The sequence below is a fragment of the Pedobacter terrestris genome, from assembly GCF_052343045.1.
GTDB lineage: Bacteria > Bacteroidota > Bacteroidia > Sphingobacteriales > Sphingobacteriaceae > Pedobacter.
Genome location: NZ_CP180264.1, coordinates 4,798,487 through 4,810,885, shown reverse-complemented (window position 1 = coordinate 4,810,885; position 12,399 = coordinate 4,798,487). Strand labels below are relative to the sequence as shown.

Here is a 12,399-nt window from a genome sequence, read left to right as displayed (position 1 = left end):
TGACATATTTAGTTTACGCTTTTACAGTATAGTGATGTTTCTTGCCTCTCGTTATCTTCCTAGTCACGAAAAACCACGTTTATAGAATGACCTATAGCTGTTTGTCACGCAAACCTTTAATAGCCAAAACTGTTCTATAGCAATAATTGAAGAAAATGACAGCAAAAAACAGGCATAAATTGTGGATATGGATTGGTAGTATTTTAGGTGCGCTAATTCTTTTAATTGCTTTTGGTGCAATGTTCATCAGTGCCAAATGGAAACCGATTCTTTCAGAAAAAATTAAAGAAGCTGTATATGACGGTTCTAAACATCTATATACCATTGATTTCAAGACCATCAATCTGAATATCGTTACCGGAAGTTTGGCGATGGGCGATGTAAAACTAAAAGCCAATCCATCGGTTTTCGATAGTTTAAAAAAGCAAAAAATTGCTCCTGCGCATCTCTTCGAGATTGAATTGAAAAAATTGCAGATTAGTAGAGTAGGCATTCTAACCGCCTATTTTAAAAAGCGTTTAAATGTTGGAGAAATTTTGCTCGATAATCCATCCATTCATGCGACGTATAATAAAGTTGAGAAAAAAGCTGATACAGCAAAATCAGACAAAACGCTTTATGAGCAGATTTCGAAAACGTTTAAAATGGTGCAGGTAAACAACATCAGAGTTGTAGACGCTGATTTTGATTATACCAATAAAAGCACCGCAAAAAAAACGGTAAATAAGGTAAGTCATCTGGACATTCGGGTTAAAGATTTTCTGCTCGATTCGCTTTCCGTAATGGACACGACAAGATTCTATTATACCAAAGATGTTTCTTTTAGAATTGCAGGATATAAATCGGTTACTAAAGATAAAATGTACAATATGCGCGTAGATACAATTATGGGTTCTGCTGCATCAAAAAACATTTTGGTTAAAGGATTGAAACTTACGCCGCTTTATCCTGAGCTTACCTTTGCCAGAAAATATAAAGTACAGAAAGACCGCTACAACCTTGATTTCGGGAAGATTGAGCTAAAAGGTGTCGATTTTGCAACCTTAAATACCGATCAAAAATTACATGCCAGCTCACTTCGTTTAGAAAACGCTAAAGTTGAAGTGTTTATGAGCAGAGAATCTGGCCCTCCGCCAGGATTGGATAAGGGCAAAAATTTTCCGCACGTTGCCTTAAAAAGACTCCATTTCCCGATCCGGATTGATACCGTAAAACTTTCTGCCATTGATGTGCATTATGCAGAATACAATCCGGCGAGCCGAAAAAAAGGATCCGTTTCTTTTAATGCTTTGAATGGAAATATTCTGAACGTAACCAATGACAGCGTTATGTTAAGCAAAAACAACCATGCCGTGGCCAATCTCAATACTTTATTGATGGGCAAAGGAAAATTAAATGTTCAGATTGATTTTAACCTGACGGATAAAAACGGTGCATTTGCGTACAGTGGAAACATGAACAATTTCGATTTTACACACCTTAATCCTTTATCCAAAGCTTTAGGTCTGGTAGAAATTGAAAGCGGTTATGTAAATCATGTCGATTTTAAAGCGCAGGGAAATACAAGAATGGCTTCGGGATCGATGAATATGTTGTATAAAAACCTGAAAGTGAAAATGCTTTCAGACAATATTGATGGTGAAGGCACCAAAGAGAAAGGCTTGCTTTCTTTTCTGGCCAATAACGTGCTGGTAAAAGATGAGAACCCGCAAAAAGGTGAAGCACCGAGAACCGCAACGATGAGCAACACGCGTATTAACTCCGCTTCGTTCTTTAATTTGATGTGGAAAACAGTATTTGTAGGCATTCGGGATATTGTTGGTATTGGCGCCATCCCGATAAAAGACCCCGTAAAACAACAGAAAAAAATAGCCAAAAAAGTTAAAGAACAAAAGAAAGAAGACCGAAAAGCGGAACGTAAAAAAAAGAATAAATAGATGAGTGCACCGCCCAATCTGGAAAATAATGAAATTGAGCCGCTGAATTTCTGCAATCAGGATTTTACCATTATATTGTTGAAAAATCTAATCTTAACACATGTCTGATGCGAAACGGAATTTTTTCAAAGTTATAAAGTGGGTTTCAGGTATCGGGCTCGTCATTTTCTTCGCTTGTTTTATGCTTGTATGGATTCTGAATGCAAAATCCCGGCCTTTCTTATCCGCGCAAATTAAATCCTTATTGTATCAATCTACAGATAGTTTATATACCATCAGCTTCAGCAATGTTTCTACTAATGCTTTAACTGGCAATGCTGTTTTACATAATGTAAAAATTATTCCGGATATGAAACGATACCGGAAACTTGCCCTTTTAAAACGTGCGCCGAATAACCTGTATACCGTATCGCTAAAAAAATTATCGGTTAAGCATTTTCATCCCTGGATTTTATATCGGGAACGTAAGCTTCAACTGGAAGAAGTCATTTTTGACAAGCCCGATATTGCAATGGTAAATCGCCAGTTTGCCTTCAATGAAGGCAGAGCACCCAAACCATTACAATCGCCTTATACCTTCATTTCTAAAAGTTTAGCCGAATTTAGTATCCAAAAAATCAGGTTTAACGATGTTAGCTTTAAATACCTCAATAAGAATAAGACAAACACACAGGTTTTTGCCATAGACGATTTAAATATCACCTTGAGTGATTTACTGATAGATTCTACTTCGATTGATGACCCAAAGCGGTTTTATTTATTGAAAGATGTTTTGGTGAACCTAAACAATTATGAATACCGCACACCGGATGAAATGTATTCCGTTAAACTGCAAAAACTAGATTTTAGAGCGTCTTCCGGAAAACTTAGAGTGAGTAAGTTGTCATTAGATCCTTTATTTACAGAGATGGATTTTGGCCGTGTTGCCGGCTATGACAGAGACAGGTTTAACATACAATTGCGAAACGTTTTAATGAACGGTATTGATTTGAGCCTTTATATTAGCAAGCAAGAACTTTGGGCGAAAGAAATGTCTATCGCAAATAGTTCTGTGGCAGTTTTTAGCAATGGAAGCTTAAAAAGAAAAACCGGCACCGGTAAAGCCGGGCGTTTTCCGCACCAATTGCTTCAACATTTATCTATGCCCATTCTGGTTCAGAAAATACAGCTAAAAGATGTAAACGTCAGCTATGGCGTATACAATCCAGAAAGTGGGCAGATTGGAAAACTAACTTTTGAAAATACTTCTGGATTGATTAAAAATGCGACCAACATTGATAAAATTAAAGCAATTAACCCGATGATGGATGTTAATCTGACATCTTATTTTTTGGGACAAGGGAAACTGGATGTAGACTTTAAATTTGATCTAATAGCCAGCGATGGCAGTTTTTCGTACAACGGAAGTTTACAAAATTTTAACGCCCGCGCTTTAAACCGCATTACCAAACCTTTAGGTCTGGTAAAAATTAACCGTGGTAATGTAGATTATCTGAAATTCAAATTCGACGCCAACAATCTCGGCTCAAAAGGAAGCGTAGATTTCGCATATTATGATTTGTCGGTTGCTTTGTTGCGCAATGATCCGGAGAAAGATCATTTGGTTAAACGCGGATTGCTTTCCTTTCTGGCCAATGCATTAATTATCCATGCAGAAAATCCGGATGTGAATGGAAAATTTACATCCGCTACGGTAAATTATGAAAAACCTGCGCAAACATCTTTTTTTAATATGATTTGGCGCAGCTTGTACACCGGCATAAAATACAGTATCGGTATTACCGAAGAAAAGCAAAATGAAATGCGAGCGCATATTGCAAACTTCCGTGCCATGCAAGAAAGCCACCGCGAAAGAAAATTGAAACGCTTAAAGCGCCGGCAGTTAAAAGAAATGCAAGAACAACAAAAATAAACCCTTTACATTTTACATCATTTTATATCTTTAATCAAAAAAATCCTATGATTATCGCCATCATCATCCTCGTTATTTTACTTTTCTCTATCTTCTTTTACAACGGTGTTGTAGGAAAACGCAATCAGGTTACCAATGCATTCTCTGCAATTGATGTAATGTTAAAAAAGCGTTTCGATCTGATTCCAAATTTGGTTGAAGTCGTAAAACAGTACACCAATTATGAACAGGAAACATTATCCAAAATTGTAGAATTGCGCACTAAAGCCAGCGCGGGCAATCTCACCGATCTGGAAAAAGCCAACGTTGATTCTGCTTTAAGCAGCAGTATACGTGGCTTAATGGTTAACGTAGAAAACTACCCCGATTTAAAAGCAAATGCCAATTTCATTAATCTGCAAAGCACCTGGACAGAAAGTGAAGAACAGATTGCCGCAGCAAGACGAACCTACAATTCTGCTGTTACAGAATACAACAACTCGATTATGATGTTTCCCGGAAGTATTTTTGCCAGTCTGTTTAATTTTCAGCCCGTTTCTGTTTTAGAAACCGCACAAGAAGAACGCGCAAATATAAACGCAAGAGATTTGTTTAACCGATAATGCAAGCAAATATCCAAAGTAATGCGGCCTTGCAAAATGTATTGGCTTCATTAGAAATCTCGCGTCAAAAAATTGCTACGACACAAAAAAAAGGATATCTCTTTGTAGGTATTGGTGCATTTATAGCCATTGGCGGCTCTATTTCAGGATTGGTATTGCTATCGATTATTACCGGATTGGTTCCGCTGGTGTATGGCATTGTTTTGCTGATTAAGATAAATGGTGAATTGCAGATTTACAAAATGGCTTTTAAACGTGATGTAATTGGAACTGCACTAAAATCTATTGACGAAAGTTTAACCCTAGAACCAAGTTTGGGTATTTATGAGCAGGAGTTTGTAGAATCTCAATTGTTTTCCACATCGCCAGACCGATACAAAACGGAAGACCTGGTACGCGGAAATGCGGGAAAAACAGCTTTCTACTTTGCGGAAGTACATGCGGAATACAGAACTGAAGAAAAAACCGATAATGGGAAAAGAATTGAATGGCACGACATTTTTAAGGGCATTATTTTCGTAGCAGATTTCAATAAAAATTTTGGCGCGACAACCATCGTTCGGCCTAAAGGAATGACCGGCGCAATAGGTGCGTGGCTTTCTAAAAATATATTTTCTTTTGGCAACGATCAAATCATCACGCTGGAAAATCCCGATTTTCAGAAAACCTTCATTACTTACGGCACCGATCAGGTAGAAAGCCGATATATTTTAACACCGGCATTAATGGAGCGCATTCTTCAACTTAACGCACAATCTGGCGGCACTATTTCTGTCACATTTACAAAATCGAGAATGTATATCGCTTTCTTTCTTTCAAGAAATCATTTCGAAGCGCCTATATTTAAAACGCTTCTTGACCCGAAAGCTTTAGAAACAGACATTGCCACTATAAATTTTATGTATGGCATTGTACGCGAGCTGGATTTAAACACCAGAATTTGGGGAAAAACCTGAGATTAGCTTATAAATGCTTTTTTACAATCGCCTCAAGCGCTGCAATATCAAACGGCTTAGATAGGTAACTATCTGCGCCAGCTTCATCTGCCAATGCAGAAATATCATTATTTGCCGAAAAATAAATAACGGGAATATGTTTAAGTTCAGGATGGCTTTTTATTGCTTTCGTGGCCTGTACACCGCCCATATCTGGTAGCCAATTGTCCATAAAAATCAAATCGGGCATAAATTCTGCAACTTGTTTTTCAATGTCATTTGCACTTTCAGAAGTTTTAATGGCATAGCCGGCATCTTCCAAAATAAAGGTGCAAAGATCCAGAATATCCTTATTATCATCAAAAACAAACACTTTCTTCAATTCTTCCATATTTCTTCTAAAAGCTCAAACCCGCGTTAGCGCACTAAATTATTTATATATCCGGCCATTTCTGTGGCTGCTAAAACCAAAGCGGGCTTCACATTATTTATTGCCTGTTGAGGCATGTAAGGCATAAGTGCCGTTTCGGGATGTTGTATAACCACTCTTCCCCCAAAATTGTTTACTGTTTTTAAACCTTCTACGCCATCAGCATTTGAACCTGACAACAATATACAAACTAATTCCGTTTTAAAAACCTCTGCAGCAGACTGGAATGTAACATCTATAGAAGGTCTGGAGTAATTTACTTTTTCAGAATAATCCAGCGAAATGCTGTGGTCTTCTTCAATAAGCAAATGATAATCTGCCGGCGCAACATATACCTTGCCGGGCTCTAATATCTCTTTTTCTTCTGCTTCTGTAACTTTCAAAGCGGTACGTGCGGCTAAAAGATCAATCAACAAAGATTCTTTACTGGCTTTTCTATGGATAACCAAAATGATTGGGAAGTTAATTTCTGCAGATAAAGCCGGAAAAGTTTCGAGCAATACATCTAAGCTCCCTGCAGATCCGCCAATGATGAGTGCTTTGCAAGAAAGATTTAAAGTTTGCGCCATATTTTTTCCAGTTTAACCCGTTTATATTCTTTTGCTTTTGGCCAAAACTCTAAACTTTCTTTGCTTCCAAGTGCCAGAAAACCAAGCTTCTCTATACTGCTGTCAAATAAATTAAAAACTTTGTGTTGCAAATCTTTATCAAAATAAATGAGAACGTTTCTGCAAAGAATCAATTGAAATTCATTGAAGGAATGATCTGAAACCAAATTGTGTGTAGAAAAAATCATTTTTCTACTTAAACCTTCGTCAAACTTTGCCAGAGAATAATTTGCGGTATAGTAAGAAGAGAAATCTTTAAGCCCACCAGATTGCAAATAATTTTCTGAATATTGTTTCAGGTAATTTAATGGGAACATCCCTTTTTTGGCCTTTTCCAAAACAGAAGGATTAATATCTGTAGCATAAATCAAAGCCTTGTTAAGCAAATTCAGTTCCTTTAAAACAATGGCTAAAGAGTAGGCTTCTTCTCCGGTAGAACATCCGGCAACCCAAATCCGTATAAAAGGATAAGTGCCTAAAACAGGTAAAACTTCATTTCGCAATGCGCGATAGAAAGAAGGATCGCGAAACATCTCTGTAACGTTAACCGTAATTTCTTCCAGAAATCTTTTAAAATATTGCTTATCTGAACGGACTGTATATCGAAATTCTGCAAAACTTACAAAATTATCTAACGCATACAACCGCGAAATACGTCTTTTTATCGATGCATGTGAATATTCCAGGAAGTCATATCCATGCACTTCCAAAACATCGTTAAGCAAGCATTCTATCTGTTCATTATCTATTGCATCCGTAATCACTATTATTGGGTAAAATTCTCTATTTGGGTTAACAATTCATCAACATTAATGGGCTTAGATACATATCCGGAGGCACCTGCTGATAAACAACGCTCACGATCGCCAACCATAGCCTGCGCCGTTACGGCCAATACTGGAATATTTTGCATGAGCGCCGATTTCTTCATTGTGGCAATTGCCTGATAACCGTCCATATCTGGCATCATCATATCCATCAATACGATGGAAACCTCTGGATTTTGCTGAATAATGGAAAAGCCTTCCTGCGCACTGATTGCAGACAAACAACTAAAACCTTTGGCCTTTAAAACAGCTTTTAGGGCAAAAATGTTTCGGTTATCATCATCGATAATGAGAATTAATTTTTGTAACATTTGGGAATAACGGCTTATGATTTGTAATGATTTTCGTATAACCAAACCCGCAAAAGCGAGATAAGTTGGTCCATATCTACAGGTTTACTAATATAATCAGACGCTCCGGCGGCTATACATTTTTCGCGATCGCCCATCATTGCTTTTGCAGTAACCGCAAGAATTGGCAGGTTTCTGTATTTAATGTCCTGACGGATAGCGGTTGTAGTTTCATAACCATCTAGTTCAGGCATCATCATATCCATTAAAACCACATCTATTTTCGGATTTTCATTCAATAACTTTAGTGCTTCTTTACCGTCTGTAGCAGCCAGTACGCGCATATTGTGCTGTTCAAGAATTTTGGTAAGCGAGAAAATATTGCGCACATCATCATCTGCAACCAATACCGTTTTATCTTTAAGTACATCCTGCAATTCAGAGAATTTTTTAGAAGGTTTAACCTTATCTTTATTTTTCTCTTCAACCAAATGTAAAAACAAACCGGCTTCATCTAAAATTCTTTGATAAGAGTGCGCCGTTTTGACCACAATAGAATCTGCATACTGCTTAATGCGATTTTCTTCTCCTTTAGATAGGTTTTTGCCGGTAAAAATGATAATTGGCAAATTCTCCAACCCTGGTGTTTTTTTAACCACTTCTAAAGTTTCATAGGCATGTTTGTCCGGAATGCCCATATCCAAAATTACGCAGTTAACTTCTGGCTTGTGCAATGCAGAAACGCCATCATTTACCTGACTAACAATTTCCGTCTGGATGTTAAAATTGCTTAGGAAGTAGCTTAACGCTTTTGCATGTTGCTCATTTTCTTCTACAATTAATACCTTTTTGGGATATCTGCTCAAAGCATCTTCCAGTTTCTGGAAAATCTCTTGCATATGCTCAAAAGCAAAAGGTTTGTTAATGAAATCGACCGCACCTTTTAGTAAACTTTCTTTTTTTACTTGCAGTGATGACATGATGTGAACCGGAATCGGGCGTGTTAAAGGATCAGATTTCAGTTCTTCCATCACCTGCCAGCCGTCTTTTACAGGCAACTGAATATCCAATAAAATGGCCAGCGGTTTGTAGGCTTTTGCCAGTTCTATCCCAACATCGCCCCTTACAGCAACCAAACCTTTATAATTGCGTTTTCGAGTAAAATCGAGCAAAGTTTTTGCGAAAGGCGTATCATCTTCCACGATAAGAATCACTTTGTCATCAGGTTGGATATTCTCTCTGTCGTCTTCAATATCTTGCGGAATATTGGCAACAGTAAGTGGACTCACTTTTTTAACAACCGGCTCTGCGATAATCTTTTGGACAGGCTTTTCAAAAACCACGTCTATATCTTCCATACCTTTTGCCTTATCTATTGGTAAAACAAGTGTGAAAGTACTACCCTCGCCTTCTTTACTTTTCAGTTCTATATATCCGCCCAGCAATTTTGCAAGTTCTCGACTGATTGATAAACCCAATCCGGTTCCGCCAAATTTACGCCGCGTAGAACCATCTGCCTGTTGGAAAGCCTCAAACACCATTGCTTGTTTTTCTGGAGCAATACCTACTCCGGTATCTGAAACCTGAAATACCAGCGACTGTTGTTTTTCATTCTTACTAATTTGCAATTTAACAGCCCCTTGTGCCGTAAACTTTAGTGCATTCGACAACAGATTTTTTAGAATCTGCTCCATGCGCATTTTATCGGTATGCAGAAATTCTGGTACGCCATCCAATTTGTCAACCACTAAATCCAGTTGTTTTTCTTTTGCCAGAGGATTAAAAAGTGAGCGCATGGTAATCAGGACATCATCCAGTTTCACGTTGGTGCGATCAAGCTCCATTTTGCCAGCTTCAATTTTTGAAAGATCGAGAATTTCATCAATCAGGCTTAGTAAACCTTGTCCGGAGCTTTGAATGACTTCTGCATATTCTTTGTGCTCCGCATCCAGTTCTTCATTTTCGGACATTAATCTCGACAACAATAAAATAGAATTTAACGGCGTGCGAAGCTCATGCGACATGTTGGCCAAAAATTCTGACTTATATCGTGTACTCAACTCCAAAGCTTCCGCTTTTTGCTGAATTTCGATGTTTCGTTCTTCAATCAGTTCATTTTTTTCCTCTAAAAGGCTACTGCGCTCTTCCAGTTCCTGGTTGCTTTGCAGCAATTCTTCCTGTTGCACGCGCAATTCTTCTTCGGATGCCTGTAATTTTTGGGCTTGCGCTTCAAGTTCTGCATTTAAACCTTCAAGCTCATTATGCTGCACCTGCAATTCTTCAGATTGTGCCTGTGTTTCTTCAAGAAGTTGCTGTAACTTCTGCCGGTTTTGTGCGCCAAGTAAGGCTGTGCCCACATCAGACATTACAAGGTTTAAAAAGTGCAGTTGCAGATCGGTAAAATTACTTGTTGTGCCAAGTTCCAAACCGCCAATGGTAATTTCATTTCTAACGATTGGAAGCACAATAATTTGCGCCGGCCGGATGGTACCCGCAGCAAAGCTGATGGTATTTTCATCTCCCGGAATTTCATCCAGTACGATAGATTTTCCAGATTTAACCGCCTGGCCAACCAAACCTTGTCCAATTTCTAAAACCGGTTGCATACCTTTAGCATTTAAAGCGTAAGTGCCTTTCAGATGTAAATAACCATCGTCCTTAAACAAATAAATTGCACCAATCTGGCTTTTAGTGTAAACCGCTAAAAATTCTACAATATCATCCGCAAGATGGAACACGTCTTTCTCTCCAACCATTTTCACATTCAGATTGGCAACACCGGTTTGCAACCATTCATTCTCTTCTAAAGTATCGAATGATTTTTTTAGCGATAGCGACATGTTATTCAATGATGTGGACAATTCGCCAATATCATCCTGAGTTTGCGCATCAAGTAAAACGCCGTAATTTCCGTTTGAAATTTGTAGTGCAATTTCTTTTATAGCCGCGATCCTTTTCTCCATTTCGCGTTTCTTATCTTCAATTTCTTCCTGAAGTTTTACACGTTCGTCAAAATCTATAGAAACTTTCCTGTAGAAAAACAAAGTGATGAGTATAGCCAGAATCGCAGCAATTACGATCAGGATTGGTGTATACGCGGCAAGTTTATTCAGTTCTTCACTCCTCCTGGCCAGCAATTGTTTTTCTTCCCGCACCATTCGGTTTACTGTTGTACGCGCCTGATCCATGTAGGTTTTGCCCTGAAACAATACCGTTGGATCGATTACACCGCCAAGTGATTTGATCTCTATTGTAGATTTAATAATATCAAGGCGTTTAATTACAATATTACGCAGGCTCTGGATGTTCTTTTTCTGTACAGAATTGTCTTTGGTGCTTTCACTAATTCTGTCTAAAACTTTTAAAGCAGAATCTGTAGCACCATTATAGGGATCTAAAAACAGTTTGTTTCCGGTTAACAAATAACCCCTCTGCCCGGTTTCAGCATCTTTTAGGTAGGAGATGACGTTTTCAGAATTTAGAATAACTTCATCACTGTGTTTAACCAAATCAACACTTTTAATGAGGTTGCTGATGCTGACAAATGAAGCCAGGGAGCTGATAAAAAGAATAATTAGCGAAAGGCCAAGGCCTAACCGTAAATTATTTTTTAAAGTAGTTTTCATTGATATGAAAGTATAAGTTTAGTTTTCGATTTGGGTTTGCTCAATAGGAATGATGAAGTAAAATTCAGAACCTTCATCTGGCACACTGTATACACCTACGTTTCCGCCATGCCTTTTAATAATTTCTGAGCAAATATATAAGCCTATGCCCAGGCCATTAAAGCGATTGCTGCTTTCTTCTACGCGATAAAATTTTTCGAAAATGCGGTTTTGCTGTTCTTTGGAAATCCCGATACCAAAATCTTTAACCGCCAGATAAAGCTTACCATCTTTAATATTAATGGTTACATTAACCTGGTTGGTGCCTGGTGCATATTTTATTGCATTGGTTATAAAGTTAACCACCACTTGCTCCAAGCGCATTTCATCGCCAAAAACCTGTTCATGCGTTTCGCCAATTTTACTGATGATAAAGTCTGGATTGGCTTGCTGAAGCATTTCTATTGCATTGTTAACCATCTTATCGGCACAGAAATGCTGCATATTAAACTTCATTTTTCCGCTTTCTATTTTAGAAATATCAAGAAGATCAACAATAAGGTCGTTTAATTTTTCGAGTTGGATACTGGCTTTTTCCAGATGATTTTGCGCCATCGTTTTATCATCGCGCGTTAAACTTCTTTGCAACAACTGTATATAACCTTTTACACTGGTTAATGGTGTTTTAAGTTCATGACTGGCAATGCTTATAAATTCGTCTTTTTTATGCTCAGCTTCTTTTCTAAATTCGATTTCTTCAAGCAGTTTTGCCTGCACTTCATTCAGCTTTCGGCTTTGCTCATAAATGCGGTAGAAAGTTTTGATTTTAAGCAATAGAATGTTAATATCTACCGGTTTAGTGATGTAATCCAGTCCACCACTCAGATATCCTTTAGTAATAAATTTAAGCTCTGTATTTACGGCCGAGAGGAAAATGATGGCCGTATCTTTTGCTCCGCTAAAGCCAGAGATGGCTTCAGCAACTTCAAACCCATCCATGTCTGGCATCTGAACGTCTAAAATAATCAGGACATAGTTATTCCTCAAAACTTTTTTCAGGGCTTCCTCCCCTGATGATGCGGTATCTACCTCAAAATTGTGTGCTTGGAGTACTTTTTGTAAAGATATCAGGTTTTCAGGCCTGTCATCGACTATGAGGATCATCTATATATACAATTTAGAAGTCGGGATTAATTGTTTGGTAAAAGATTTCTCTTTAACTGTAAACAAACAAGGAAGCCTAAGAATGGTTT

General features: G+C 38.0%; 10 protein-coding genes. 4 read left to right on the top strand and 6 right to left on the bottom strand.

The features are described 5' to 3' along the window. The first annotated feature begins 155 nt into the window (after positions 1-155). From ACJVDH_RS20675 to ACJVDH_RS20660, 4 genes are all read left to right on the top strand, one after another. Positions 156-1,937, top strand: coding sequence for a hypothetical protein (locus ACJVDH_RS20675; protein WP_443945306.1), 1,782 nt, complete (start codon positions 156-158; stop codon positions 1,935-1,937). Between the two features lie 100 nt (positions 1,938-2,037). Next, entirely contained in the window at positions 2,038-3,849 is a 1,812-nt protein-coding gene (locus tag ACJVDH_RS20670) for a hypothetical protein (RefSeq protein ID WP_443945305.1), read from the top strand. A 47-nt stretch (positions 3,850-3,896) separates the two neighbouring features. Then, positions 3,897-4,451, top strand: coding sequence for a LemA family protein (locus tag ACJVDH_RS20665; RefSeq protein WP_443945304.1), 555 nt, complete (start codon positions 3,897-3,899; stop codon positions 4,449-4,451). Next, complete coding sequence (locus tag ACJVDH_RS20660) at positions 4,451-5,407, top strand: DUF3137 domain-containing protein (protein WP_443945303.1); 957 nt, start codon at positions 4,451-4,453, stop codon at positions 5,405-5,407. Before ACJVDH_RS20665 ends, ACJVDH_RS20660 begins: the two co-directional genes overlap by 1 nt. 7 nt (positions 5,408-5,414) lie before the next feature. On the opposite strand, the gene ACJVDH_RS20655 is transcribed toward ACJVDH_RS20660, so the two are convergent. Genes ACJVDH_RS20655 through ACJVDH_RS20630 form a run of 6 tightly spaced genes read right to left on the bottom strand, consistent with a single transcriptional unit; the run spans position 5,415 to position 12,310 of the window. Continuing rightward, positions 5,415-5,777 carry a response regulator gene (locus ACJVDH_RS20655; protein ID WP_443945302.1) on the bottom strand — a complete coding sequence of 121 codons (363 nt, stop codon included), beginning with the start codon at positions 5,775-5,777 and terminating at the stop codon, positions 5,415-5,417. Positions 5,778-5,803: 26 nt separating this feature from the next. Next, complete coding sequence (locus ACJVDH_RS20650) at positions 5,804-6,385, bottom strand: chemotaxis protein CheB (protein WP_443945301.1); 582 nt, start codon at positions 6,383-6,385, stop codon at positions 5,804-5,806. Next, the gene (locus ACJVDH_RS20645; protein ID WP_443945300.1) at positions 6,370-7,188 is read right to left on the bottom strand and encodes a CheR family methyltransferase; all 819 of its coding nucleotides are present in this window, start codon (positions 7,186-7,188) and stop codon (positions 6,370-6,372) included. Before ACJVDH_RS20645 ends, ACJVDH_RS20650 begins: the two co-directional genes overlap by 16 nt. A gap of 2 nt (positions 7,189-7,190) precedes the next feature. After that, positions 7,191-7,562: a response regulator gene (locus ACJVDH_RS20640; RefSeq protein ID WP_443945299.1), complete on the bottom strand. Its 372-nt coding sequence runs from the start codon at positions 7,560-7,562 to the stop codon at positions 7,191-7,193. A 14-nt stretch (positions 7,563-7,576) separates the two neighbouring features. Continuing rightward, entirely contained in the window at positions 7,577-11,167 is a 3,591-nt protein-coding gene (locus ACJVDH_RS20635) for a response regulator (RefSeq protein WP_443945298.1), read from the bottom strand. Positions 11,168-11,185: 18 nt separating this feature from the next. Continuing rightward, entirely contained in the window at positions 11,186-12,310 is a 1,125-nt protein-coding gene (locus ACJVDH_RS20630; protein WP_443945297.1) for a sensor histidine kinase, read from the bottom strand. Positions 12,311-12,399: the final 89 nt, after the last annotated feature.

Excerpts from the sequence above, each read along its gene's own strand:
- ACJVDH_RS20660 (WP_443945303.1), top strand. The coding sequence starts at position 4,451 with ATGCAAGCAAATATCCAAAGTAATGCGGCCTTGCAAAATGTATTGGCT.
- ACJVDH_RS20640 (WP_443945299.1), bottom strand. The coding sequence starts at position 7,562 with ATGTTACAAAAATTAATTCTCATTATCGATGATGATAACCGAAACATT.
- ACJVDH_RS20650 (WP_443945301.1), bottom strand. The coding sequence starts at position 6,385 with ATGGCGCAAACTTTAAATCTTTCTTGCAAAGCACTCATCATTGGCGGA.
- ACJVDH_RS20665 (WP_443945304.1), top strand. The coding sequence starts at position 3,897 with ATGATTATCGCCATCATCATCCTCGTTATTTTACTTTTCTCTATCTTC.
- ACJVDH_RS20635 (WP_443945298.1), bottom strand. The coding sequence starts at position 11,167 with ATGAAAACTACTTTAAAAAATAATTTACGGTTAGGCCTTGGCCTTTCG.
- ACJVDH_RS20630 (WP_443945297.1), bottom strand. The coding sequence starts at position 12,310 with ATGATCCTCATAGTCGATGACAGGCCTGAAAACCTGATATCTTTACAA.
- ACJVDH_RS20670 (WP_443945305.1), top strand. The coding sequence starts at position 2,038 with ATGTCTGATGCGAAACGGAATTTTTTCAAAGTTATAAAGTGGGTTTCA.
- ACJVDH_RS20675 (WP_443945306.1), top strand. The coding sequence starts at position 156 with ATGACAGCAAAAAACAGGCATAAATTGTGGATATGGATTGGTAGTATT.
- ACJVDH_RS20655 (WP_443945302.1), bottom strand. The coding sequence starts at position 5,777 with ATGGAAGAATTGAAGAAAGTGTTTGTTTTTGATGATAATAAGGATATT.